The sequence below is a fragment of the Streptomyces sp. NPDC026673 genome, from assembly GCF_040638135.1.
In the GTDB taxonomy this organism is placed as follows: domain Bacteria; phylum Actinomycetota; class Actinomycetes; order Streptomycetales; family Streptomycetaceae; genus Actinacidiphila.
Genome location: NZ_JBEZXR010000028.1, coordinates 1 through 23,854, shown reverse-complemented (window position 1 = coordinate 23,854; position 23,854 = coordinate 1). Strand labels below are relative to the sequence as shown.

Genomic DNA, 23,854 nt, shown 5'->3' with positions numbered 1-23,854 from the left:
CCTCCCGGCGGTAGCGGGGGGAGCCGATGTGACGACAGGCTTCAGCCGGGCTCAGCCCGGGTCAGGCGCTCGGCGGCGCCGAGGGGGCGGCGGAGGACGCGGCCGGCGCGCCCAGCAGCATGCTCGGGGCGCCCGCGACCCGGGTCAGGAAGACGGTGGCCGCGTTGGGCCCCTGGGGCTTGACCCGGCGGCGCAGCTCCTCCGGCTCGACGGCCGAGCCGCGCTTCTTGACGGTCAGTACGCCGATCCCGCGTTCACGCAGCAGCGCCTTGAGCCGCTTGAGGTTGAAGGGCAGCACATCCGTGATCTCGTACGCGGTCGCCCAGGGGGTGGCGTGCGGCTCGTCCGAGGTGACGTACGCGATGGTCTCGTCGATCAGCCCGCCGCCGACCCGTGCCGCCACGTCGGCCACCAGGTGGGCGCGGATGACCGCGCCGTCCGGTTCGTACAGCCAGCGCCCCACGGGACGCACCCGGGGGTCGGGCAGCCCGGCGGCGGGCAGGGTGGCACCGGCCGGCAGCAGTGTGGCGCGGCGGGCGCCGGGCGCGGTGCCGAACCACAGCACGGCCTCCTTCACATCGCCGTGGTCCGAGACCCACTCCGCCTCGGCGTCCTCGGGCACGGCCTCGTGCGGGATACCGGGCGCCACCTTCAGCGCGGCCAGCGGTGCCTTCCGGGCCGCCGCCACCGCCCACGACAGCGGCGGGGAGTACGCCTCGGGGTCGAAGATCCTGCCCCGTCCGCCGCGCCGGGCCGGGTCGACGAACACCGCGTCGAAGCCGTCCGTGCCGACCTCCGTGACATCGGCGCACCGCACCTCGATCAGCCCGGACAGCCCCAGCGCCTGCACGTTGGCCCGCGCCACCGCGCAGGTCAGCGGGGACCGGTCGACGGCCAGCACCTCCACCCCGGCGCGCGCCAAGGGGATCGCGTCCCCGCCGATCCCGCAGCACAGGTCCGCCAGCCGGCGCACCCCGAGCGCAGCGAACCGCGCCGCCCGGTGCCCGGCCACCGACGCCCGCGTCGACTGCTCGACCCCGTCGGGCGTGAAGTACATCCGGTACGCGTCCTCCCCGAACTTCGCCGCCGCCCGCTGCCGCAGCCGTGCCTGGGTCAGTGCCGCCGACACCAGCCCGGCGTCGTGCTCGCGCCGCAGGCGTGTGGCGGTCGCCAGTTCGGCGGCGGGGTCGTAGTCCCGCAGGGAGGCGAGCAGCGACTGCCCCTCGTCGGTCAGCAGTGCCGAGAACGCGTCAAGATCCACGCTGCCCATTGTCCCGCGGCGCCGGCGCGTGGCGGACCTGCCCGGTACGGGCGGCCGCCGCGCCCGCGGGACCATCGGGGCGGTACGCCGACCGGCTGCCCGGGGGCGGAGACGCAGCCGCAACGGGTCGGGGCCGGCGGCGGTCGCACAGATGTCGTGGTCCTCGCCCGGCGGGGTGGGGTGCGTGCCGAGGATCCGTCAGCGGAAGCCCGCGGCCGGCCGCCGGCCCCGGGAGCTGCCGAGCGGCCTCGGCGAGGGCCGCGCCGCCCCGGCGCCCCGTCCGAACTCCGGGAGGAGACCGGCCTCGTGGGCTCCGCGCGGGCGGGGTGCGCGACGGTTCCGCCCTCGCCGCGCCGGGCGCGGCGAGCAGGACGCCGCGGCGATCCGGGCAGCCGCCCCGGGCCCGGAACCCGGCGCCGGGGCAGGGCGTTCCCCCATCGGAAACGCGTCCAACACGGCGCGGCGTTGGCACTCCGCTTGACCGAGTGCTAAGCGCGTCCTAATCTCGGACCTGGCACTCAGCCATGCCGAGTGCCAGCACAAACGCGACGGGCAGGTCCGGCACCCGCGACGACGGGCCTACCAGGTCGCCACCCCAGACAGACACTCCCGTGAGCCCTTTGAAGGGGGAGGTCGGATCGTGACGACCACCAGCACCAAGGTTGCCATCAAGCCGCTCGAGGACCGCATCGTGGTCCAGCCGCTGGATGCCGAGCAGACCACCGCCTCCGGCCTGGTCATCCCGGACACCGCCAAGGAGAAGCCCCAGGAGGGCGTCGTCCTGGCCGTCGGCCCGGGTCGCTTCGAGGACGGCAACCGCATCCCGCTCGACGTCAAGGTCGGCGACATCGTGCTGTACAGCAAGTACGGCGGCACCGAGGTCAAGTACAGCGGCGAGGAGTACCTCGTCCTCTCGGCTCGCGACGTCCTCGCGATCGTCGAGAAGTAGAACCGGCGCCGCTCTTAACCGAGAAATGCCGTGACCACGCCCCGGGCACACCGAGTCCACGCACGGACCGGGGACCCGGGGCGCGGTCTTTGACGAGAACCCAAAGACGAGGAATTCCGCCGGTATGGCCAAGATCCTGAAGTTCGACGAGGACGCCCGTCGCGCCCTCGAGCGTGGCGTCAACAAGCTCGCCGACACCGTGAAGGTGACCATCGGCCCCAAGGGCCGCAATGTCGTCATCGACAAGAAGTTCGGCGCCCCGACCATCACCAACGACGGTGTGACCATCGCGCGTGAGGTCGAGATCGACGACCCGTACGAGAACCTCGGCGCGCAGCTGGTGAAGGAGGTGGCGACCAAGACCAACGACATCGCGGGTGACGGCACCACCACCGCCACCGTGCTGGCCCAGGCGCTGGTTCGCGAGGGTCTGCGCAACGTCGCCGCCGGCGCCTCCCCGGCCGCCCTGAAGAAGGGAATCGACGCGGCGGTCAAGGCCGTCTCGGACGAGCTGCTCGCCACCGCCCGCCCGATCGAGGGCAAGGAGGACGTCGCCGCCGTCGCCGCCCTGTCCGCCCAGGACAAGCAGGTCGGCGAGCTGATCGCCGAGGCGATCGACAAGGTCGGCAAGGACGGTGTCATCACCGTCGAGGAGTCCAACACCTTCGGCCTGGAGCTGGACTTCACCGAGGGCATGGCCTTCGACAAGGGCTACCTGTCGCCGTACTTCGTGACGGACCAGGAGCGCCAGGAGGCCGTCCTGGAGGACCCGTACATCCTCATCACCCAGGGCAAGATCTCCTCCATCCAGGACCTGCTCCCGCTGCTCGAGAAGATCCTGCAGGCCGGCGCCTCCAAGCCGCTGCTGATCATCGCCGAGGACGTCGAGGGCGAGGCCCTGTCCACCCTGGTGGTCAACAAGATCCGCGGCACCTTCAACGCGGTCGCGGTCAAGGCCCCCGGCTTCGGCGACCGCCGCAAGGCCATGCTGGGCGACATCGCCACCCTCACCGGCGGCACCGTCGTCGCCGAGGAGGTCGGCCTCAAGCTCGACCAGGTCGGCCTGGACGTGCTCGGCACCGCCCGCCGCGTGACCGTCACCAAGGACGACACCACCGTCGTCGACGGCGCCGGCGACTCCTCGGAGATCACCGGCCGGATCAACCAGATCAAGGCCGAGATCACCGCGACCGACTCCGACTGGGACCGCGAGAAGCTCCAGGAGCGCCTCGCCAAGCTGGCCGGCGGCGTGTGCGTCATCCGCGTCGGCGCGGCCACCGAGGTCGAGCTCAAGGAGAAGAAGCACCGTCTGGAGGACGCCATCTCCGCGACCCGCGCCGCGGTCGAGGAGGGCATCGTCTCCGGTGGTGGCTCCGCGCTCGTCCACGCGGTCAAGGTGCTGGACGACAACCTCGGCAAGTCCGGCGACGAGGCCACCGGTGTCGCGGTCGTGCGCCGCGCCGCGGTCGAGCCGCTGCGCTGGATCGCCGAGAACGCGGGCCTGGAGGGCTACGTCATCACCTCCAAGGTCGGCGAGCTGGAGAAGGGCCACGGCTTCAACGCCGCGACCGGCGAGTACGGCGACCTGGTGAAGGCCGGCGTCATCGACCCGGTCAAGGTCACCCGCTCCGCCCTGGAGAACGCCGCCTCCATCGCCTCCCTGCTCCTCACCACCGAGACCCTCGTGGTGGAGAAGAAGGAGGAGGAGCCCGCCGAGGCCGGTCACGGCCACGGTCACGGCCACTCCCACTGAGCTGTTCCGCGAAGGCCCCCCTTCCCGCCCGGGAACGGGGGCCTTCGGGCTGCCCGGGGCCGGCGCGCGGCCCGGCCGTCACGAGGGCAGCCTGATGACGCCCATCTGGCTGAGCATGCCGAGCGAGTCCCAGTGCCACCAGCCCTCCGCGATCCTGCCGCCCTCGAAGCGGAAGGTCGTCGTGCCGACGACGGAGACCTCCTTGCCGCTCGGCGGCATTCCGCGCATCTCCCCGGAGTTGGTGCCGCGCCAGCTCCAGCGGGTCACGACCCGGTCGCCCTCGGCGATCTGGTCCTCGACGGTGAACTCGAAGTCCGGGAAGCCGTGCCGGTAGGCCAGGGTCTCCTCGCGCAGGGCGTCGGGGCCGATGGTGTCCACGTCCATCGCGATGTCGTGGTCGATGTACGCCGGCGTGAACATCTCGGCGTACGCGGCGGGGTCGTCCCGGCCGCACAGCTCCCTCAGGTAGCGGCGGCACGTCTCCTTGCCGAGCTGTTCGTCGCGGACGACGTCCAGGTCGGTGAAGGTCGGGATCTCCTCGCAGAGGGCGACCATCTCCTCGAAGATCCGGTTGGTCTCGGGGAGCGTGGAGTTCCGCATCGCCTCCTCGTAGGAGGGGAACTCGACGATCTCCACGAGGTGGTCCGGCCCGGACCGGTCCCGGCCGACCATGGAGTGGGTGGCGGTGCGCTTGCCCTTCGTCGCCTCGATCCAGGTGTCCATGAGCCGGTTCATGTCGTCGTGCCTGCTGGTCCTGCAGTCGATGATCTGGACGAATGTCATGGCGGCCTCCCGGGGGCCGTGTGGTGGGCGATCCCCGAGTCCACCGCCCATTTTATGGCGGAATGACCGACCCCCGGCGACCGTCCTAGTCGCGGGGATAGGCCGGCCCGAAGCGCCGCCCCGCCTTCGTCGAGACCCGGCCGAACGCCCCGCTCGGCGCCAGCTTGGCCGCGGCGACCGCGGCCTTGTAGCGGGGGTCGGGCACGCTCAGGGAACGGCCGCGGGCCAGATCGCGGACGGCCGCCGCGACCACCTTGTCGGCGTCGAGCCACGCCCAGCCGGGGATGTTGCCGGTGTCCATCCCGGCCCGCTCGTGGAACTCGGTGCGGACGAAGCCCGGGCACAGCGCCAGCAGCCGCACACCCGTGCCCGCCAGTTCGCGTGCCAGGCCCTGGGTGAAGCTGACGACCCACGCCTTGCTCGCCCCGTATGTGCCGCGCGGCACGAAGGCCGCGACGGAGGCGACGTTGATCACGAATCCGCGTCCGCGCTCCCGCATGGCCCCGGTCGCGGCGCCGGTCAGCCGCAGCACGGCCTCGCAGTGCACCTTGAGCATGGTCAGCTCGTCGGCCATCGGCACGTCGCCGAAGGCTCCCCGGTTGCCGAAGCCCGCGTTGTTGACCAGCACGCCGACCGGGCGCTCACGGTCGCGGAGCCGGGCCTCGACCGCCTCGATGCCCTTGTCCGTCGACAGGTCGGCCGGCAGCACCTCCACGGTCACCGCGTACGCGCGCCGCAGCTCGGCGGCGCACTCCTCCAGCCGCTGCTCGTCGCGCGCGACGAGGACAAGGGCGTGACCGTCGTTCGCGAGCCGGCGCGCGAAGGCCGCGCCGATGCCCGCGGTGGCTCCCGTGATGAGTGAAGTCGTCATGTCCCGCAGGCTAGTGGCCCCCCGTGCGTCTGCGGGCCGCGGCGCGTACCTCCTCCGGGAGCGCGTTCGCCGCGAGCAGCCGGGGGAGCAGCTCCGGCTCCAGGGTGACCGCCCGGAAGGTCAGGGCGACCGTCACCCCGTGGTCCGGGCGGTGGACGACCTCGACCGGGTCGCCCGCCCGGATCTCCCCGGGCTCGGCGACCCTGAGGTAGGCGCCGGGCAGCGCGGCCCGGGTGAACCGCTTGATCCAGCCGCCCTGTTCCAGCCAGCCCTGGAACGTGGCGCAGGGGACGCGCGGGCAGGACACCTCCAGGACGGCGCCGCCCGGGCCGCCGATCCGCCAGCGCTCACCGATCAGGGCGCCGTTGACCTCCAGCCCCAGGGTGGTCAGGTTCTCCCCGAACATGCCGTTGCGCAGCGGCAGGTCCAGTGCGCGTTCCCAACCGTCCAGGTCCTCGCGGGCGTAGGCGTAGACCGCCTGGTCGGCGCCGCCGTGGTGCGCCACGTCGTACACCCGGTCGCCGGCGAGGCCGACCGCGCCGGTGCCCTTGGGGCCCGGGGCGGTCACCGCGACCGGGCCCGGCACGGGATGCTTGTCGATGCCCGTCGTCCCGGAGTCCTTCCACGGGTTGGCGCGGGGGCGGCCCACGTTCACCGAGAGCAGCTTCATGCTCCGACGGTACGGTGCCGGTGCGCCGCCCGGCGAAGCGTTTTGCGGCTCAGCGGGCGAGCACGGCGAGCAGCCGGTCCACGTCCGCGCCGGTGTTGTACAGGTGGAAGGCCGCCCGCAGATTGCCGGCCCGGGCCGAGACCCGGATGCCGGCGGCGGCCAGCCGCTGCGCGGCGTCGCCCAGGCCCGGGACGGCGACGATCGCCGAGGCGCGCGCGCCGGACGGCACCGGCTTGTGGCCGAGTCGCAGCAGACCCTCCCGGAAGCGCTCGGCCAGCGCGACGTCGTGGGCGCCGACGGCCTCGACGCCCAGTTCCTCGATCAGCCCGAGCGAGGCGGCCCCGGCCAGGTACGGCAGCAGCGGCGGCAGCACGTCGAACCGCCGTGCGGAGCGGGCGAGATGCGCGACCGGCCCATAGCAGTCGCCCCACGGGTCCTCGGCCGCGTACCAGCCGGCGAACTGCTGCGACAGCCCGTCCTCGGCGCCCTCCCGCACGGTCAGGAAGGACACCCCGCGCGGGGCGAGCAGCCACTTGTAGCCGCCGCACACGACGTAGTCGAAGCCGTCCGCGCGCAGTGGCAGCCACCCGGCGGCCTGGGTGGCGTCGACGAGGACGCGCGCCCCGTGCCGCGCCGCCGCCTCGCGGACCGCCGCGAGGTCGGCGACCCGGCCGTCCGCGGACTGCACCGCGCTGACCGCGACGAGGTCGGTGGTGGGACGTACGGCGTCGGCGACGCCTTCCAGGGGCACGGTGCGTGTGGTGACGTCGGCCCGGGAGGCGAAGGGGTTGACCAGCGAGCTGAAGTCGCCCTCGGCCAGCACGACTTCCGCTCCGGCCGGGAGACCCGCGGCGATCATGCCGACGTGCGTTGTGACGGAGGAGCCCACCGAGACGCGGTCGGCGGCGACGCCGGTGAGGCGGGCGTAGACGGCGCGGGCGGCGTTCACGGCGCGCTCGTTGCGCACCCAGTCGTCGGTGCCGTCGGACCAGGCGGCCACGGCGCTGCGCAGCACCTCGGCGGCACGGCGCGGCCCGATGCCCGACGAGGCGGTGTTGAGGTAGGTGACCCCGGCGTCCAGCGCGAATTCCCCGGTGATGTCCATGGTTCCTCAGCGTGCGCCCCCGGTTGCCCAAAGTCCATCATCGATCCCCGGGCGGAACCCCCAAGCAATGCTTATGCTCGGAGCGTGTTCGAGGCCCGTCACCTCCGCGTGCTGCGCGCCGTGGCCCGCACCGGCTCGCTGTCGGGCGCCGCGCGGGAGCTGGGCTGCACGCAGCCGGCGGTCAGCCAGCAGATGAAGGCGCTGGAGCTCGCGGCGGGCACCCCGCTGCTGGTCCGCGGCGGGCGGACGACCCGGCTGACGGAGGCGGGCGAGGCGCTGGCACGGCACGCGAGCGGCATCCTCGCGGGGCTGGCCGCCGCCGAGGAGGAGGTCGCGGCCATCGGGGGCCTGCGCGCCGGGCGGGTGCGGCTGGTGTCCTTCCCGAGCGCGGGCCCGTCGCTGGTGCCCACCGCGCTGGCCGCGATGCGCGCCGCGTACCCGGACGTACGGATCACGCTCGCGGAGGCGCAGCCGCCGCACGCGGTGGAGATGCTGCGCGGCGGGGAGTGCGAACTGGCGCTGGTCTACCGCTACGAGGACGACGACGGCGCCGGGGGCGCGGCCGACTGGGAGGGGCTGTCGGCGCGCCCGCTGCTCCGCGACCGGCTCTTCGCGGTGCTGCCGGCCGGGCACGCGCTCGCCCGCGGCGACGGCCCGGTGCGGCTCGGCGACCTGGCGGAGGAGCCGTGGATCGCGGGCTGCCCGCACTGCCGGCGGCATCTGGTCGAGCTGTGCGCGCGCGAGGGCTTCACGCCGCGGATCGACTTCGCCACGGACGACTATCCGGCGGCGATTGGACTGGTGGCGGCGGGGATGGGGGTGTCGGCGCAGCCCGGCCTCGCGCTGGAGGCGGTACGGCTGCGCGGGGTGGCCGTCAGGGAACTCGGCCCGGCGGTACGCCGCCACGTGGTGGCGCTGACGCTGCCCGACCTTGCCCAAGTGCCGGCCGTGGACATGATGCTGGGGCGGCTGCGGCTCGCGGCCCTGCGCGACCCCACGGCGGGCTGAGGACGCACCGCTGCGGGTGCCCCGTCGCTTGTGACGAAACGTTTCCTCGGTGGCTGGTGGCCGGTGTGTCAGTGACTGCCGGTGGCGTGCGAGCTCATGACCCGGTTGCGGGACCGGCCCATCATCTCCTCGCGCTCGTCCTCGGTGAGTCCGCCCCAGACCCCGTAGGGTTCGCGGACCGTCAGAGCGTGCGTCGCACACTCGGCGCGCACGGGGCAGCGCATGCACACCTCCTTCGCTGCGGCCTCACGCGCGCTCCGGGCGGCGCCGCGCTCTCCCTCGGGATGGAAGAACAGGGAGCTGTCGACACCGCGGCAGGCGGCGACCAGCTGCCAGTCCCAGAGGTCGGCGTTGGGGCCCGGGAGGCGGGAGAAGTCTGCCATTGCTCATCTCCTCGAGAGGTGGCCTGCAGGGGACACCGCCCAGACGAAGCTCTGGGGGAGGTGCTGTCGACCGTACATCTACTGTCGAAGTAGATGTAAATATGATTCATCACAAAATCGCCAACGAACTCCCGCCATGCGGGTAAAAAGCCTCCAAACAGGCAAAATCTGACATTGCCCCCCGGTCGGCGGGGGGTCTGTGCTGCAAGCGGGCGCCCGTCGCATCGGGTTTTGGGGCCCGGTCTGCCGCCGCGACCTGCGACGTTGCTGATCCGTGTCGGTCCGCGCACGGAGAGTGCGGGAGACGGTCGCCAAACTCCGTAACTCTTTCGAGTGAGGGTCGTTGAAGGTGCGGAAGTGGTTGGCGGTCGAACTAATCGGGCAGACGCCCGAGGACGTCAGCCCCACCGGTGAACGATTCGTACAGCCTGGAGGCTCAACGTGACGCGGATCAGCTGCGGAGGACGGTCATGACTTCCGTTCTCGTCTGCGACGACTCCCCGCTTGCCCGAGAGGCCCTGCGCCGCGCGGTTGCGACCGTGCCCGGCGTCGAGCGTGTAACGACCGCGGCCAACGGCGAGGAAGTCCTCCGCCGCTGGGGCGCCGATCGCTCGGACCTCATCCTCATGGACGTCCGGATGCCCGGCCTCGGCGGTGTCGAGACCGTACGGCGGCTGCTGTCCGCCGACCCCGGCGCCCGCATCATCATGCTCACGGTCGCCGAGGACCTGGACGGGGTCGCCCTCGCGGTCGCCGCCGGTGCCCGCGGATACCTGCACAAGGACGCCTCGCGCGCCGAATTGCGGGCCACGGTCACCCAGGCGCTCGCCGACCCCACGTGGCGGCTGGCGCCGCGCCGGCTGCGCTCCGCGGAGATGGGCGCCGCCCCGACGCTGACCGCCCGCGAGATCCAGGTGCTGGAGGGCATGAGCCACGGCCGCTCCAACGCCGAGATCGGTCGTGAGCTCTTCCTCTCCGAGGACACCGTCAAGACGCACGCGCGACGCCTCTTCAAGAAGCTCGGCGCCTCGGACCGGGCCCACGCGGTGGCGCTCGGGTTCCGCTGGGGCCTGGTGCGCTGAGGCAGCGGCTTTGAGGGCTGAGGGGCCGATGAGCTGTGGGGCGGCTGTGCGGCTGCCCCGCTCGTACCGGTTTCCGCGCCGAGGGCGCATGCTTGAGGTATGGACTCTCGGGGACACGGGCGGGCGGGGCGGCGGGTGCACGACATGACTACGGCCGGTGCGGTCCCTCGAAACGTTCCACACGGCTCGCCGCATAACGCTTCGGACCAGAACCACGGGTGTGAGCCCACGGAGCGGCCCGCGGCGATGCACTATGGATGGATGCGCGACGAGGCCACCGGCAATGAGACAGCCATAGGGGCTCTCGTACGTCGAGCCGTGGAGGGGGACGAGCAGGCGACCCACGACCTGCTCGCCCATGTGCACCCGCTCGCCGAGCGCTACTGCCGTACCAGGCTGTCGCGGCTGCCGGGCGACGCGCGCCACTTCGTGGACGACCTGGCGCAGGAGGTCTGCCTCGCGGTGCTGTGCGCCCTGCCCCGCTACCGGGACCAGGGCCGGCCCTTCGAGGCCTTCGTCTTCGGCATCGCGGCGCACAAGGTCGCCGATCTGCAGCGGGCCGCCATGCGCGGCCCGGGCTCGACGGCGGTGCCCTCCGACGAGATGCCCGAGCAGCCGGACGACTCGCTCGGCCCCGAGGAGCGGGCGCTGCTCAGCAGCGACGCGGAGTGGGCCAGGAAGCTGCTGGCGAATCTCCCGGAGCACCAGCGCGAGCTGGTGCTGCTCCGCGTCGCCGTGGGCCTCACCGCCGAGGAGACCGGTCAGGTGCTCGGCATGTCGCCGGGGGCCGTCCGCGTGGCGCAGCACCGAGCGCTGTCCCGGCTGCGGGCGCTGGCGGAGGAAGCCGCCGCGGGCGCGCCCGGTCTGAGCGCCTAGGGAGCTCCCCCTTCGCCCTCGTCAGGGGGCGGAATGGGTTTCCCGCGGGAGCCATTAGCATTGAACATCTCGCCGGGCAAGACCATGGGGAAGGTGTCATGACACTGAACGCCGACGGAGTAGCCGAGAAGTTCGGGCTGCTCGGACTCACCTACGACGATGTACTGCTGCTCCCGGGTGCGTCGGACGTCGTGCCGAACCAGGTCGACACCCGGTCGAGGGTCTCCCGGAACGTCAGCGTGAACATCCCGTTGCTGTCGGCGGCGATGGACAAGGTCACCGAGGCGCGGATGGCCATCGCGATGGCCCGTCAGGGCGGTGTCGGCGTCCTCCACCGCAACCTCTCCATCGAGGACCAGGTCAACCAGGTCGACCTGGTGAAGCGGTCCGAGTCCGGCATGGTGACCGACCCGATCACGGTCCACCCCGACGCCACCCTGGCCGAGGCCGACGCCCTGTGCGGCAAGTTCCGCATCAGCGGTGTCCCGGTCACGGACGCCGCCGGCAAGCTGCTCGGTATCGTCACCAACCGCGACATGGCCTTCGAGAGCGACCGCTCCCGCCAGGTCCGCGAGGTCATGACGCCGATGCCGCTGGTCACCGGCAAGGTCGGCATCTCCGGTGTCGAGGCGATGGAGCTGCTGCGCCGGCACAAGATCGAGAAGCTGCCGCTCGTCGACGACGAGGGCCGGCTCAAGGGCCTGATCACGGTCAAGGACTTCGTGAAGGCCGAGAAGTACCCCAACGCCGCGAAGGACGCCGAGGGCCGGCTGCTCGTCGGCGCCGCGGTGGGCGTCGGCGACGAGGCGTTCCTCCGCGCGCAGCGACTGGTCGAGGCGGGCGCGGACTTCCTGGTCGTCGACAGCGCGCACGGCCACAGCCGCGGCATCCTCGACATGGTCGCCAAGGTCAAGGCCAACATCAAGATCGACGTGGTGGCCGGCAACGTCGCCACCCGCGACGGCGCCCAGGCGCTGATCGACGCCGGTGCCGACGGCATCAAGGTCGGCGTCGGCCCGGGCTCCATCTGCACCACCCGCGTGGTCGCCGGTGTCGGCGCGCCGCAGGTGACGGCGATCTACGAGGCCTCCCTCGCGGCGGGCCCGGCGGGCGTCCCGGTGATCGGCGACGGCGGCCTGCAGTACTCCGGCGACATCGCGAAGGCCATCGCGGCCGGCGCGGACACCGTCATGCTGGGCAGCCTGCTCGCGGGGTGCGAGGAGTCGCCGGGCGAGCTGCTCTTCATCAACGGCAAGCAGTTCAAGTCCTACCGCGGCATGGGCTCCCTCGGCGCGATGCAGTCGCGCGGCCAGGCCAAGTCCTACTCCAAGGACCGCTACTTCCAGGACAACATCCTCTCCGAGGACAAGCTCGTCCCCGAGGGCATCGAGGGCCAGGTCCCCTACCGCGGCCCGCTCTCCGCGGTCGCCCACCAGCTCATCGGCGGCCTGCGCTCCTCCATGGGCTATGTCGGCTCCGCGACGATCCCCGAGCTCAAGGAGAAGGGCCGCTTCGTGCGCATCACCGCGGCCGGCCTCAAGGAGAGCCACCCGCACGACATCCAGATGACCACCGAGGCGCCGAACTACCACGGGCGCTGACGGATCCACCGGATCCACGGATCACCGGGAGCCCGCGGCCCCGTACGGCCGCGGGCTTTCGCCTGCCCTCCCTGGGATACTGGACGGGCAAGCCACGAAGGAAAGGCATAGCGACAGTGACTGAGATCGAGATCGGGCGGGGCAAGCGCGGCCGCAGGGCGTACGCATTCGACGACATCGCCGTCGTCCCGAGCCGCCGCACGCGGGACCCCAAGGAGGTCTCGATCGCGTGGCAGATCGACGCCTACCGCTTCGAGCTGCCCTTCCTCGCGGCCCCGATGGACTCGGTGGTCTCCCCGGAGACCGCGATCCGCATCGGCAACCTCGGCGGCCTGGGCGTGCTCAACCTCGAGGGCCTGTGGACCCGCTACGAGGACCCCGAGCCGCTGCTCGCCGAGATCGCCGAGCTGGACGACGCCGCCGTCACCCGGCGCCTGCAGGAGCTGTACGCGGCGCCGATCAAGGAGGAGCTGATCGGCCAGCGCATCAAGGAGGTGCGCGACGCCGGCGTGGTCACCGCCGCGGCGCTCTCCCCGCAGCGCACCGCCCAGTTCTCCAAGGCCGTGGTCGACGCGGGCGTGGACATCTTCGTCATCCGCGGCACGACGGTCTCCGCGGAGCACGTGTCCGGCTCGCACGAGCCGCTCAACCTGAAGCAGTTCATCTACGAGCTGGACGTCCCGGTCATCGTCGGCGGCTGCGCCACGTACACCGCGGCGCTGCACCTGATGCGCACCGGCGCGGCGGGCGTCCTCGTCGGCTTCGGCGGCGGCGCCGCGCACACCACCCGCAACGTGCTCGGCATCCAGGTCCCCATGGCGACCGCGGTCGCCGATGTGGCCGCGGCCCGCCGCGACTACATGGACGAGTCCGGCGGCCGCTATGTGCACGTCATCGCCGACGGCGGCTTCGGCTCCAGCGGTGACCTGCCCAAGGCGATCGCCTGCGGTGCCGACTCGGTCATGATGGGCTCCCCGCTGGCCCGCGCCACCGACGCGCCCGGCCGCGGCTTCCACTGGGGCATGGAGGCCACCCACGAGGAGCTGCCGCGCGGCAAGCGCATGAACCTGGGCACCGCGGGCACGACCGAGGAGATCCTGCTCGGCCCCTCCCACGCTCCCGACGGCTCGATGAACTTCTTCGGCGCGCTGCGCCGTGCGATGGCCACGACCGGCTACTCCGAGCTCAAGGAGTTCCAGCGGGTCGAGGTGACGGTGTCGCCGGCGCAGCACCGCTGACCGCTCCCGAAGCCGTACCGGGGCCCGGACCACCGCGCGTGGTCCGGGCCCTTCGTCATGCGCGGACGCCGCGGACCGACTCACGTGATGTCGGACACGTCGCGCCGTCCGCCGGTCCGGACGCGGGACCGCCCCTGCCGTGAACGCGCAGCCTGGGCCGATCAGTTCGAGCCAACCGCGGCGGCAACCATTCCGTAACCAAAAGTTTCCGTTTCTACTTATATGCAAGATGCACATAACGGACACCCGAGGTCCCTCTGGTATCTGGCGTCGCGAGAAGTCTCATATATGCTTCCGATGCTCGGCTGCGTGTTCGACTTGTGGAGGCCGAGTAAAGGGTGGGGGTATACGGGCCGCCGGTCCGGGGAGTGAAAATGAGTTCTCTTCAACCTGTGTTCGCGGGGGGAAGCCGGGGGCGGCAGCCTGCCGTGAATCGCCGTCACGCGACGCGCAAGCACGCCCTGCAACTCGGGTTGCTGCCGATGCCGCCCACGGACCGCGAGAAGTATTCGTACGCCAAGCGGCATCTGTGGGTCCTGACGATCTTCTCGCTGGTCAGCTTCTGCTGCCTGGTGGTGAGCCAGTTCAAGCTGGCGCAGTCCACGCCGTGGATGTGGATCTACATGCCACTGCTGGTCTTCACCGTGGTGTACTACCTGATCTCGCTCCGGGTCAACGCGCTGACCAGGGACTTCGACATGAAGGCGCACAAGCGTCTCGTGCGCGAATGGCGTCCGGAGGTGTATCCCTCCGTCGACGTCTTCCTCCCCGTGTGCGGTGAACCCATCGAGGTCCTCCACAACACGTGGACCCATGTGCGCGCCCTCGCCGACCGCTACCCCGGCCGGTGCGTTCCCTTCGTCCTCGACGACGGCGCGAGCCCCGAGCTGGCCGCCATGGCAAGGGACTTCGGGTTCCGCTACGGCACCCGGGAGAATCGCGGCTGGTTCAAGAAGGCGGGCAACCTCCACTTCGGCTTCGAGCAGACGGATGGGGAGTACATCCTCATCCTCGACGCCGATTTCACACCGCGTTCCGATCTTCTGGAAGAACTGATTCCGTATATGGCGGCGGACGAGCGCATCGGCATCGTCCAGTCCCCGCAGTTTTTCCGCGTCCTCGATTCGCAGAACTGGATCGAGCGGGGCGCCGGCGCCGTGCAGGAGCTGTTCTACCGCTCCGTGCAGGTCGCCCGGCAGGGCAGCGATGGCGCGATCTGTGTGGGTAGTTGCGCCGTCTACCGGCGGGCCGCGCTGGAGACCAACGGCGGCACCACGCTGATCGAGCACTCCGAGGACGTGCACACCGGCTTCGACCTCCGCAACCTCGGCTGGGACGTGCGCTACGTGCCCGTCCCCGTGTCGACCGGCGTGTGCCCGGACAACGCGGGCGCGTTCTTCAACCAGCAGTACCGCTGGTGCTCCGGTTCGATGAGCCTGCTGGGAAGCCGCAAGTTCTGGGACTCGAAGATCAAGTTCTCCAGCCGCATGTGCTACATGTCCGGCTTCTTCTACTACATCCACACGGCGCTGTTCACCTTCGCGGCGCCCATCATCCCGATCGTGCTGCTGCTGGCCATGCCGGAGAAGCTCCGGGTGGAGAACCTGGCGCTCGTCGTGCCGAGCATCCTCTACACCACGATCATCTTCCCCCTGTGGCACCGTGCCCCGTACCGTCTCGAGGCCTGGGCCGCCCGCATGATGTACGGCTGGGCGCACGTCTTCGCCATCTGGGACATCCTCCGCAAGAACCGGATGGGCTGGCAGCCCACCGGGTCCTCCGGCGCCAAGAAGAACAAGACCCGGCGCTTCTGGATCGGCATGTGGGCCTGGGGCGGCGGCACCGCCCTGCTCTGGGTCGGCGTCGCGGTGTGGCGGATGCTGTCGATGGACCCGCTGGACTTCGCCCTCGTCCTCTCGTCCGGCCTCTTCTACGCGGTGGTCGTCGGGCGTGTCCTGGTGCAGCCGCGAGCGGGGAGCGCGGCATGAGGTCGACGGCGAGGATCATCCGGACATCGGCCGGGCTGGTGGCGGCGGCCCTGCTGGCGCTCACCGCCTGCAGCCCCTCCGGGTCCGGCTCGCCGGCGGCCCACAAGCCGGACGGTTCCAACGAGGCGAGCGCTCCGGCCTCCCTCCCCTATGACGTGCGTCCGCTGCTGCGGCCCGACAAGAAGTACTTCGGTGTCGCGGAGGACAAGGCGCCGCATTCGATGGCGCCGGTGGAGAAGTACGCCGGGATGACCGGCAAGCAGCCCAACCTGGTCGCGTACTACGCGGAGTGGGGTGCCGGTTTCGACGCCTCGGGCGTGCGGAAGGCCTGGCAGTCCGGCGCCATCACGCTGATGTCGTGGGAGCCCTTCCACATCTCCCTGGCCGACATCGCGGCCGGCAAGGACGACGACTACATCAGGGAGTACGCGACCGCGGTCCGCAAGCTCAACCTGCCCGTGGTCCTGGACTTCGCCGACGAGTTCAACGGCGGCTGGGAGAACTGGGGCACCAAGCACGTCACGGCCGCCGAGTTCGTGGCCGCCTGGCGGCACATCCACGACGTCTTCGCCGATGTCGGCGCCGCCAACGTGATCTGGGCCTGGTCGCCCAACGTGATCAACCCGGTGAAGCAGGTCAAGCTGAAGCCGTACTACCCCGGCGACGGGTACGTCGACTGGATCGGGATGATCGGCTACTTCACCCTGCAATCGGACAACGCCTTCGACAGCGTCTTCGGCCCGACGATGCGCGAGGTCCGCACCTTCAGCAAGAAGCCCTTCATCATCGTCGAGACGGCCGCCGAGCCCGGCGAGCGCCGGCGTGCCGACGTCCGCAACCTCTTCGAGGGCGTCGCAGCCGATGACGATCTCCTCGGATTCGTCTGGTTCGACTACCGCAAGCGCGCCGACTGGCGCCTGAAGGTGAGCCCGCTGGCCCTGGCCGAGTTCAAGCGCCTCGCCGCCGACGACCGCTTCGGCTTCGACGTCCGGAAACCGTGATGGAACCTGAGACCAACGATGCGCGCTACGCGGCGCGCCAGAGGTGGAACCGGCAGCCGGCGGCATACGCCCCCTACCCGCCGCAGGAGGAGACCTACGAGGACTACGGGGCGCACGAGGCGTACCCGCAGCAGGAGGCCTACCCGCAGCACGAGGGCTACCCGCAGCACGAGGCGTACCCGCAGCACGAGGGCTACCCCTCGTACGAGTCGTACACCCACGCCGGCCAGTACCCGGACCACGAGCCGGAGCCCGAGCCCGCCTACCACGTGCCGGAGAGCCCCGAGGCCGGCTGGGACGCAGCGCCCAGCCGCCGCAGGGACTGGGTCAGCCGCGCCATCCTGCTGGCCATCCTGGCCATCCAGGCAGTGCTGTCGCTGCGCCTGGACAACACGGCCTTCCAGGACGAGGCGCTCTACCTCTACGCCGGGCACATGGAGATCGCCAACCTCCTGCACGGCACGCCCACCCCGATCGACTACAACTCGTACTTCTCGGGCTCGCCCGTGCTGTACCCGGTGCTGGCGGCCGCCGTCGACGGAACCTTCGGCCTGATCGGCGCCCGGCTGCTCAGCCTGGCGTTCATGCTGGGCACCACGACCCTGCTCTACGCCTTCACCCGGCGGATGTTCAACGAGCGGGTGGCCCTGGTGGCGGCCGCGATGTTCGCGGTCACCCAGTCGGCGATCGTCATGGGCAACTTCGCCACCTACGACGCCGCCGCGCTGTTCCTGCTCGCGCTGACGACCTGGATCGTGGTGCGGACCGACCGCGCGCCCATCGCCGCCGTGCTGCTCGCGGCCCCGATCGCGGTGCTTGCCGTCGGGGTGAAGTACGCCTCCGCCCTGTACCTGCCGACGATCGTCGTGCTCGCGGTGCTGACCTCCTGGCCGCACCGGAAGTGGCGTGCGCTGCTGCGCGGTGTGCTGCTCGCCGTCTTCGTCGGCGGCCTCATCCTGATCGGGGCGAAGTACACGGACGTGCTGTCCGGCGTCCAGCAGACGACCACCAACCGCGAGCACGGCACCGACAGCACCTGGTCGCTCATCGAGAAGTCCAGGGACTGGGGCGGTCTGATGTTCCTCACCGCCTGCGGCGGACTGGTGTCGTACATCCGGCGGAGCCGGATGAACGAGTCGCCGCTCTCCCTGCGCATGAGCGGTCCGGGCTGGCGCTGGCGGACGCTGCTCGCGTTGACCCTGTGCGGGACGGCGCTGCTGGCCCCGGCCTACCAGATCCACCTGCACACCTCGGTGTCGCTCTTCAAGCACATCGGCTTCGGCCTGCTCTTCGCGGCGCCGATGGCGGGCATCGGCGTGACCCGGCTGGTGGGCGCGCACTTCCGCTACCCCCAGCTCGGGATACTCGTCTGGGTCGTGATGCTGTGCCTGGGACTGAGCCAGTCCACCTGGCGCTTCGGGGTCTGGTCGGACTCCAGCCAGCTCGTGGCGGCGATCAAGCCCCATGTGAGCAAGGAGGGGCGCTACCTCGCGGAGACCTACGAGGTGCCCATCTACTACCTCAGGGACCGCACCAACCAGCGCCAGTGGACGTCGACCTTCTTCATCTCCTACGAGGACAAGAAGGGCAAGACCCACACCGGGCGCGACGGGTACCGCCAGGCCATCAAGGACGGCTACTTCGACATGGTGGTCCTGGACATGGTGACCACCCCGGAGATGGACGAGTACATCGCCGGGCAGATGAAGGGCAGCTCCCACTACCGGCTGCTGGGCAACGTGCCCTTCAAGAATTCCTCCGGCCACGGCGAGTACCGCATCTGGATCAAGCAGTAGCCGCACCTACGGATTTTTGTGAGGAGAGACCGTGGCCCTGCGGCTCACCGTCTTCGGCACCGGATACCTCGGTGCCACCCATGCCGCCTGTATGGCGGAGCTCGGTCACGACGTGCTCGGCGTGGACGTGGATCCGGACAAGATCGCGGCGCTGCGCGCCGGCCGGGTCCCCTTCTACGAGCCCGGGCTCGAGGAACTGCTGGCCAAGCACACTGCCTCCGGGCGGCTGCGCTTCACGACCTCGTACGAGGAGGCCGCGGCCTTCGGCCGGGTGCACTTCGTGTGCGTCGGCACCCCGCAGCGCAAGGACTCCGATGCCGCCGACCTGCGCCATGTCGACGCGGTCGTGGACGGGCTGCGCGCGCACCTCGGCGACGCCCCGGCGCTGGTGGTCGGCAAGTCCACGGTCCCGGTGGGGACGGCCGAGCGGCTCGCCGAGCGACTGGAGGGGAAGGCCGAGCTGGCGTGGAACCCCGAGTTCCTCCGCGAGGGCTTCGCGGTGCAGGACACGCTGCGCCCCGACCGGCTGGTGCTCGGCGTACGCTCCGAGCCCGCCGAGGCGCTGCTGCGGGAGGTCTACGCCCCGGTCATCGACGCGGGCACGCCCGTGGTCACCGCCGACTTCCCCACGGCGGAGCTGGTGAAGACGGCGGCCAACGCCTTCCTCGCCACCAAGATCTCCTTCATCAACGCGATGGCCGAGGTGTGCGAGGCAACCGGCGCCGACGTCTCGGTGCTGGCCCGTGCGATCGGCCACGACGAGCGCATCGGGTCCCGCTTCCTGCGTGCCGGGATCGGCTTCGGCGGCGGCTGTCTGCCCAAGGACATCCGGGCTTTCGCCGCGCGTGCCGAGGAACTGGGCACCGGTCGGTCGCTGGCCTTCCTCCGCGAGGTCGACGCCATCAATCTGCGGCGTCGCGAGCGGACGGTGGAGCTGTCGCGCGAACTGTGCGGCGGCAGCCTCGAAGGCAAGCGGGTGGCCGTGCTGGGCGCGGCGTTCAAACCCGACTCGGACGACATCCGTGACTCGCCGGCCCTGGACATCGCCTGTCGCATCCACCTCCAGGGCGCCGAGGTCACCGTCTTCGACCCCGAGGCCATGGACAACGCCCGCAAGGCGTACCCGGCGCTGGGCTACGCCGTCTCGGCCCCGGACGCGGTGCGGGGCGCCGACCTGGTGCTGCACCTCACCGAATGGCCGCAGTTCGGGGCGCTGGATCCGGCCGAACTGGCCGCCGCCACCGCCCGTCCCCGGATCATCGACGGCCGGGGCTTCCTGGACGGCGCCCGTTGGGCCGCCGCCGGCTGGGAATTTCACGCCCTGGGCCGTCCGGCCCAACCGAGACAGGAGCGACCGTGAACACTCTCGATCCGGCCCACTTCCCCCCGTCGTGGGGGAACGTTCCACTGACGGTCGTCATGCCCACGTACAACGAGGCGGCGAATCTGCCGAGGATCGCGGACATCGTGATGCGGCTGCCGCTGCCCGGCCTGCATCTGAAGGTCGTGGACGACTCGAGCCCCGACGGAACGGGTGCGCTCGCCGAGCAACTGGCTGAGAAGTACAACGAGTTCGGCCTGTATCCGCGCATGAGTGTACTGCACCGCACCGCCAAGGACGGCCTGGGCAGGGCCTACACGGAGGGCATGCTGGCCGCGCTCGACGAGGGTGCCGAGTTCGTGGTGCAGATGGACGCCGACGGCAGCCACCCGGCCGACGTGATCCCGCAGATGCTGGGCACCGCGCTGTCCACCGGGGCGGGCTTCGTCGTGGGCAGCCGGTACGTGGACGGCGGCTCCCTGGACGAGGAGTGGGGCAGGCACCGGCAGTTGCTGTCGCGTTTCGCCAACCGCTACGCGCGGACCATCCTCGACACCAAGATCCGCGACATCACCGCGGGCTTCAACCTCTGGCGTGCCGAGACGCTGCGCGACGTGGACCTGCGGACGCTGGACAGCGCCGGCTACAGCTTCCAGGTGGAGCTGAAGTTCCTCGCGGCGCGCAACGGCCACAACGGCGTCGAGATCCCGATCCGCTTCGAGGAGCGCACCGAGGGCGTCTCCAAGATGAACCTCGCGACGCAGATCGAGTCGGCGCTGGTGCCGCTGCGACTGCGGATGCGCAACCGCCGGAGCTGAACCGGAGACCGCCGGCCGCGGCGGGCCGGCGGACGACCCAGAGGCCACGAGTCACGAGACTGCCGAGACAAGGGACATGACTTCACCATGAGCGGACGGCACGCGCTTCCTTCGCGGTTGGGGCACCTGTACCGCGAGATCGCGAAGTTCGGCCTGGTGGGGCTCTCGGGATTCGTGGTCAATCTCGGGGTCTTCAACTTCATCAGGCACGTCGCCCACTGGCAGACCGTGCGGGCGAGCGTCCTGGCGACGGTCGTGGCGATCATGACCAACTACCTCGGCCTGCGGTACTTCACCTACCGCGACCGCGGCCAGGACGGCCAGGGCGGCCAGAAGAGGGAGCTCGGGCTCTTCCTCTTCTTCAGCGCGGTCGGCCTGGTGATCGAGAACTCCGTGCTCTACATCACCACATACGGATTCGGCTGGGACGGCGCGCTCGCCAACAACGCCTTCAAGTTCGTCGGCATCGGCGTCGCCACCCTCTTCCGCTTCTGGTCCTACCGGACGTGGGTCTTCAAGACCGCCACCGGTGACACGGGGGCGACCGTACCCGTCCAGCGCGGCGGAGCGCCCGCCCACCACACTCCGCCGGCAGCGCCGCCCTCCGAACCCCTCCTGAACGTTTCCTGGGAGAAGACATGAGCGAAGCGATTCTCCTCGTCGGCGGCAAGGGCACCCGGCTGCATCCGCTGTGCACCTTCACCCCCAAGCCCCTGCTGCTCGTCGCCGGTGTGCCGCTGCTCACCCATCAGCTGGCCCGCGCCGCGGCCGCGGGGGTGACCCGGATGGTCTTCGCGACGTCCTACCTCGCGGAGCTGTTCGAGCGGGAGTACGGCGACGGCGCCGGACTGGGCCTGGAACTGGTCTACGTCACCGAGACCGAGCCCCTCGGCACCGGGGGCGCGATCCGCAACGCCGCCCGCCATCTGACCTGCGGCCCCGACGAGCCGGTCCTGGTCTTCAACGGCGACATCCTCAGCGGCCTCGACATCCGCGGCCTCCGGGACGGACACCGCGCCTCCGGAGCCGACGTCAGCCTGCACCTGACCCGGGTCTCGGACCCCCGGGCCTTCGGGCTGGTCCCCACCGACGAGCGGGGCAGGGTCACGACGTTCCTGGAGAAGCCGGAGCGGCCGGAGGAGATCGTCACCGACCAGATCAACGCGGGCTGCTACGTGTTCACCCGCTCCGTCATCGACTCCATCCCCGGGGACCGGGTGGTCTCCGTCGAGCGGGAGACGTTCCCCGGCCTTTTGGCGGCCGGCGCCCTGCTGCGCGGCGTCGTCGACGAGACGTACTGGCTGGACCTCGGCACGCCGGCGGCCTTCGTCACCGGGTCGGCCGATCTGGTGCGCGGGTTGGTGTCCTCGCCCGCGCTCCCCGGTCCGACGGGGGAGGCCCTGGTCCTGCCGGGGGCACGGGTCGACCCGACGGCGGTGCTGACGGGGGGCACCGCGGTGTGCGAGGGCGCCGTCGTGGAGGCCGGTGCCGTGGTCGAGGGCAGTGTCGTGCTGCCCGGGGCGAGCATCGGGCGGGGGGCGCTGGTGCAGCGGTCCGTGGTGGGACGAGGGGCGGTCGTCGGCGAGCGCACCAGCGTGGTCGGCGCGGTGGTGGGCGACCACGCCCACGTGGGCCCGCACAACGAGCTCCCGACGGGCGTGCGCGTCGACTGCGGCGTCCGCCTTCCCGAGAGGGCGGTCCGCCTCTCGGCCCCCACCTCCCCGGCCTGAGTCCCGGGCGGCTCACAGCCGCGCGGCCGCCCCGACCGGGGTGGCCCCGCGGGTGTCCAGCATCAACTGGGCCTTCACCGCCAGACCCTGCATGTCGTACGTGCGGTGGTGCTGGAGCAGGACCGTCAGGTCGGCATGCGCCGCGGCCTCCCACAGGGAGTCGGCGCGCGGGACCGGGCGGTCCAGCACCCGCCACTGCGGGGTGTAGGGGTCGTGGTAGCTCAGCTGCGCGCCCAACTCGACGAGGCGGGCGCCGATCTCGGGGGCGGGCGAGCGCTCCTGGTCGGGCAGATCGGGCTTGTAGGTCACGCCCAGCAGCAGGACCCGGGCCCCGCGCAGCGACTTGCCGTGCTCGTTGAGCAGGGCCGCGGCGCGCTGCACCACGTACCGCGGCATGCGGGCGTTGACCTCCTGCGCGTACTCGACCAGGCGCAGCGGGTGGCCGCGGACGCGGCCCTGGTACGGCGGGTGGCCCGGGTCCAGCGGCATCGTGTGGCCGCCGACACCGGGGCCGGGGCGGAACGCCTGGAAGCCTTGGGGGCGGGTCTCGGCGCAGCGGATGACGTCCCAGACGTCCACCCCGATGTCGTGGCAGAACACCGCCATCTCGTTGGCCAGGGCGATGTTGACGTGCCGGTAGTTGGTCTCCAGCAACTGCACGGTCTCCGCCTCCCGCACGCCCCGGGCCCGGACGATCCGCTCGGTGAACCGGCCGTAGAAGGCGGCGGCGGCCTCCGTGCAGGCGGGAGTGAGCCCGCCGATCACCTTCGGCGTACCGGGGTGCCGGGCCGGGGCGTACGCCAGGTGGAAGCCGTGCCCGGCCCGCAGCCCGGACCCCTCCTCCAGCAGCGGGCGCAGGAAGTCCTCCGTGGTCCCCGGGTACACCGGCGACTCCAAGACCACCGTGGTGTGCGGCCGCAGCTGCGCGGCCAGCGCGCGGGCGGCCTCCGCCAGCGCCGTCAGGTCCGGCTCGCCGCGCTCCCCGAGCGGGGTCGGCGGACACAGCACGGCCGCCCGCACCCGGCCCAGCGCGCCCGGGTCCGCGGTCGCCCGGAATCCGCCCGCGAGCATCCGCCGCACGTCCGCGGCGGCCAGCGCCCCGCAGGGCACCCGGGTGCCGGAGTTGATCGCCTCCACCACCCGCTCGTCCGGGTCGTACCCGATCACCCCCAGCCCGGCGGTGCCGGCCGCCTGCGCGAGGGGCAGCCCGGCGTGGCCGAGTCCGATGACTGCGAGGTCTGTGGGCATGGGGGTCCTCTCGGGCGGCGGGGCGCGTCCTGGTACGCATGGGTACCCAAATGGCGCGAAATCAGGCTAACCAGACAGGTAGCTGATATGACTGCACGCCACGCGGGCTCCCGCCCGGGGGGTGCGCGGGGTGCGCGGGGTGCCCCTTGCGGCCCGTTGCCGTGTGCGGCGCCGCTGTGGTTTCGGTTGGGGGTTTCCCGCCCGCCCTCCCTCCCCCAACCTTCGGCCGGGGGTGCCCCCATCCGGCGCGGTCAGTGACCGCGCCGCTGCGTGTGTGGGTGGGCCGGGGTCGGGGCCTCCGGGGCTGGGCATTCTGGACCGCATATTTATGTGCATGGCGGGCACCTGCTCTTGTCGTCCCGGATGCCGCAC

21 protein-coding genes are annotated in these 23,854 nt (G+C 71.4%); 14 read left to right on the top strand and 7 right to left on the bottom strand.

Features of this window, described 5'->3' with window-relative positions:
• Positions 1-61: 61 nt before the first annotated feature.
• Positions 62-1,270: a class I SAM-dependent methyltransferase gene (locus AB0F62_RS20275; RefSeq protein WP_361800537.1), complete on the bottom strand. Its 1,209-nt coding sequence runs from the start codon at positions 1,268-1,270 to the stop codon at positions 62-64.
• Between the two features lie 631 nt (positions 1,271-1,901).
• Here AB0F62_RS20275 and groES point away from each other — a divergent pair.
• Positions 1,902-2,210, top strand: coding sequence for a co-chaperone GroES (gene groES / locus AB0F62_RS20270; protein ID WP_319158003.1), 309 nt, complete (start codon positions 1,902-1,904; stop codon positions 2,208-2,210).
• A 124-nt stretch (positions 2,211-2,334) separates the two neighbouring features.
• Positions 2,335-3,963 (top strand): chaperonin GroEL, encoded by a 1,629-nt coding sequence (gene groL, locus AB0F62_RS20265; RefSeq protein WP_361800533.1) that lies wholly within the window; start codon positions 2,335-2,337, stop codon positions 3,961-3,963.
• 78 nt (positions 3,964-4,041) lie between these two features.
• Here groL and AB0F62_RS20260 read toward each other — a convergent pair whose 3' ends face one another.
• From AB0F62_RS20260 to AB0F62_RS20245, 4 genes are all read right to left on the bottom strand, one after another.
• Positions 4,042-4,746 carry an ester cyclase gene (locus AB0F62_RS20260; protein ID WP_361800530.1) on the bottom strand — a complete coding sequence of 235 codons (705 nt, stop codon included), beginning with the start codon at positions 4,744-4,746 and terminating at the stop codon, positions 4,042-4,044.
• An 85-nt stretch (positions 4,747-4,831) separates the two neighbouring features.
• Entirely contained in the window at positions 4,832-5,617 is a 786-nt protein-coding gene (locus AB0F62_RS20255; protein WP_361800527.1) for an SDR family oxidoreductase, read from the bottom strand.
• A gap of 10 nt (positions 5,618-5,627) precedes the next feature.
• Positions 5,628-6,287 carry an MOSC domain-containing protein gene (locus tag AB0F62_RS20250; protein ID WP_361800524.1) on the bottom strand — a complete coding sequence of 220 codons (660 nt, stop codon included), beginning with the start codon at positions 6,285-6,287 and terminating at the stop codon, positions 5,628-5,630.
• Positions 6,288-6,336: 49 nt separating this feature from the next.
• Positions 6,337-7,392 (bottom strand): aminotransferase class V-fold PLP-dependent enzyme, encoded by a 1,056-nt coding sequence (locus tag AB0F62_RS20245; protein WP_361800521.1) that lies wholly within the window; start codon positions 7,390-7,392, stop codon positions 6,337-6,339.
• 84 nt (positions 7,393-7,476) lie between these two features.
• Here AB0F62_RS20245 and AB0F62_RS20240 point away from each other — a divergent pair, with 84 nt between their 5' ends.
• Positions 7,477-8,400: a LysR family transcriptional regulator gene (locus AB0F62_RS20240; protein WP_361800518.1), complete on the top strand. Its 924-nt coding sequence runs from the start codon at positions 7,477-7,479 to the stop codon at positions 8,398-8,400.
• A 68-nt stretch (positions 8,401-8,468) separates the two neighbouring features.
• Here the strand turns inward: AB0F62_RS20240 and AB0F62_RS20235 are convergent, their stop codons facing one another.
• Positions 8,469-8,783: a WhiB family transcriptional regulator gene (locus AB0F62_RS20235; protein WP_319138961.1), complete on the bottom strand. Its 315-nt coding sequence runs from the start codon at positions 8,781-8,783 to the stop codon at positions 8,469-8,471.
• A gap of 470 nt (positions 8,784-9,253) precedes the next feature.
• Here AB0F62_RS20235 and AB0F62_RS20230 point away from each other — a divergent pair, with 470 nt between their 5' ends.
• The 11 genes from AB0F62_RS20230 to AB0F62_RS20180 all read left to right on the top strand — a co-directional run bounded on the left by AB0F62_RS20230 (position 9,254) and on the right by AB0F62_RS20180 (position 22,234).
• On the top strand, positions 9,254-9,865 hold the full coding sequence (locus AB0F62_RS20230) for a response regulator transcription factor (protein WP_003948568.1): 612 nt from the start codon (positions 9,254-9,256) through the stop codon (positions 9,863-9,865).
• Positions 9,866-10,126: 261 nt separating this feature from the next.
• The gene (locus AB0F62_RS20225) at positions 10,127-10,741 is read left to right on the top strand and encodes a sigma-70 family RNA polymerase sigma factor (RefSeq protein ID WP_361800514.1); all 615 of its coding nucleotides are present in this window, start codon (positions 10,127-10,129) and stop codon (positions 10,739-10,741) included.
• A gap of 98 nt (positions 10,742-10,839) precedes the next feature.
• Positions 10,840-12,342, top strand: coding sequence for an IMP dehydrogenase (gene guaB, locus AB0F62_RS20220; protein ID WP_361800511.1), 1,503 nt, complete (start codon positions 10,840-10,842; stop codon positions 12,340-12,342).
• Positions 12,343-12,458: 116 nt separating this feature from the next.
• A complete protein-coding gene (locus AB0F62_RS20215; RefSeq protein WP_361800508.1) occupies positions 12,459-13,580 on the top strand; it encodes a GuaB3 family IMP dehydrogenase-related protein in 1,122 nt (373 codons plus the stop codon).
• A 572-nt stretch (positions 13,581-14,152) separates the two neighbouring features.
• A complete protein-coding gene (locus AB0F62_RS20210) occupies positions 14,153-15,568 on the top strand; it encodes a glycosyltransferase family 2 protein (RefSeq protein WP_361800735.1) in 1,416 nt (471 codons plus the stop codon).
• Entirely contained in the window at positions 15,565-16,569 is a 1,005-nt protein-coding gene (locus AB0F62_RS20205; protein ID WP_361800505.1) for a glycosyl hydrolase, read from the top strand. The genes AB0F62_RS20210 and AB0F62_RS20205 overlap by 4 nt, the downstream gene beginning before the upstream one ends.
• Positions 16,569-18,365, top strand: a complete 1,797-nt coding sequence (locus tag AB0F62_RS20200; RefSeq protein WP_361800502.1) for a glycosyltransferase family 39 protein — start codon at positions 16,569-16,571, stop codon at positions 18,363-18,365. The genes AB0F62_RS20205 and AB0F62_RS20200 overlap by 1 nt, the downstream gene beginning before the upstream one ends.
• 37 nt (positions 18,366-18,402) lie before the next feature.
• A complete protein-coding gene (locus tag AB0F62_RS20195) occupies positions 18,403-19,725 on the top strand; it encodes a UDP-glucose/GDP-mannose dehydrogenase family protein (RefSeq protein ID WP_361800732.1) in 1,323 nt (440 codons plus the stop codon).
• A 59-nt stretch (positions 19,726-19,784) separates the two neighbouring features.
• Positions 19,785-20,504 carry a polyprenol monophosphomannose synthase gene (locus AB0F62_RS20190; RefSeq protein WP_361800729.1) on the top strand — a complete coding sequence of 240 codons (720 nt, stop codon included), beginning with the start codon at positions 19,785-19,787 and terminating at the stop codon, positions 20,502-20,504.
• Positions 20,505-20,591: 87 nt separating this feature from the next.
• Entirely contained in the window at positions 20,592-21,146 is a 555-nt protein-coding gene (locus AB0F62_RS20185; protein ID WP_361800499.1) for a GtrA family protein, read from the top strand.
• Positions 21,143-22,234 carry an NDP-sugar synthase gene (locus AB0F62_RS20180; RefSeq protein ID WP_361800496.1) on the top strand — a complete coding sequence of 364 codons (1,092 nt, stop codon included), beginning with the start codon at positions 21,143-21,145 and terminating at the stop codon, positions 22,232-22,234. Before AB0F62_RS20185 ends, AB0F62_RS20180 begins: the two co-directional genes overlap by 4 nt.
• Positions 22,235-22,246: 12 nt before the next feature.
• Here the strand turns inward: AB0F62_RS20180 and AB0F62_RS20175 are convergent, their stop codons facing one another.
• Entirely contained in the window at positions 22,247-23,482 is a 1,236-nt protein-coding gene (locus AB0F62_RS20175) for a nucleotide sugar dehydrogenase (RefSeq protein WP_361800493.1), read from the bottom strand.
• Positions 23,483-23,854 lie beyond the last annotated feature (372 nt).

Bases quoted from the DNA above. Each gene is read 5' to 3' on its own strand.
- AB0F62_RS20205 (WP_361800505.1), top strand. From the start codon at position 15,565: ATGAGGTCGACGGCGAGGATCATCCGGACATCGGCCGGGCTGGTGGCG.
- AB0F62_RS20245 (WP_361800521.1), bottom strand. From the start codon at position 7,392: ATGGACATCACCGGGGAATTCGCGCTGGACGCCGGGGTCACCTACCTC.
- AB0F62_RS20275 (WP_361800537.1), bottom strand. From the start codon at position 1,270: ATGGGCAGCGTGGATCTTGACGCGTTCTCGGCACTGCTGACCGACGAG.
- AB0F62_RS20230 (WP_003948568.1), top strand. From the start codon at position 9,254: ATGACTTCCGTTCTCGTCTGCGACGACTCCCCGCTTGCCCGAGAGGCC.
- AB0F62_RS20185 (WP_361800499.1), top strand. From the start codon at position 20,592: ATGAGCGGACGGCACGCGCTTCCTTCGCGGTTGGGGCACCTGTACCGC.
- AB0F62_RS20225 (WP_361800514.1), top strand. From the start codon at position 10,127: ATGCGCGACGAGGCCACCGGCAATGAGACAGCCATAGGGGCTCTCGTA.
- AB0F62_RS20250 (WP_361800524.1), bottom strand. From the start codon at position 6,287: ATGAAGCTGCTCTCGGTGAACGTGGGCCGCCCCCGCGCCAACCCGTGG.
- AB0F62_RS20260 (WP_361800530.1), bottom strand. From the start codon at position 4,746: ATGACATTCGTCCAGATCATCGACTGCAGGACCAGCAGGCACGACGAC.
- AB0F62_RS20175 (WP_361800493.1), bottom strand. From the start codon at position 23,482: ATGCCCACAGACCTCGCAGTCATCGGACTCGGCCACGCCGGGCTGCCC.
- groL (WP_361800533.1), top strand. From the start codon at position 2,335: ATGGCCAAGATCCTGAAGTTCGACGAGGACGCCCGTCGCGCCCTCGAG.
- AB0F62_RS20235 (WP_319138961.1), bottom strand. From the start codon at position 8,783: ATGGCAGACTTCTCCCGCCTCCCGGGCCCCAACGCCGACCTCTGGGAC.
- AB0F62_RS20190 (WP_361800729.1), top strand. From the start codon at position 19,785: ATGCCCACGTACAACGAGGCGGCGAATCTGCCGAGGATCGCGGACATC.
- AB0F62_RS20255 (WP_361800527.1), bottom strand. From the start codon at position 5,617: ATGACGACTTCACTCATCACGGGAGCCACCGCGGGCATCGGCGCGGCC.
- AB0F62_RS20200 (WP_361800502.1), top strand. From the start codon at position 16,569: ATGGAACCTGAGACCAACGATGCGCGCTACGCGGCGCGCCAGAGGTGG.
- AB0F62_RS20180 (WP_361800496.1), top strand. From the start codon at position 21,143: ATGAGCGAAGCGATTCTCCTCGTCGGCGGCAAGGGCACCCGGCTGCAT.
- guaB (WP_361800511.1), top strand. From the start codon at position 10,840: ATGACACTGAACGCCGACGGAGTAGCCGAGAAGTTCGGGCTGCTCGGA.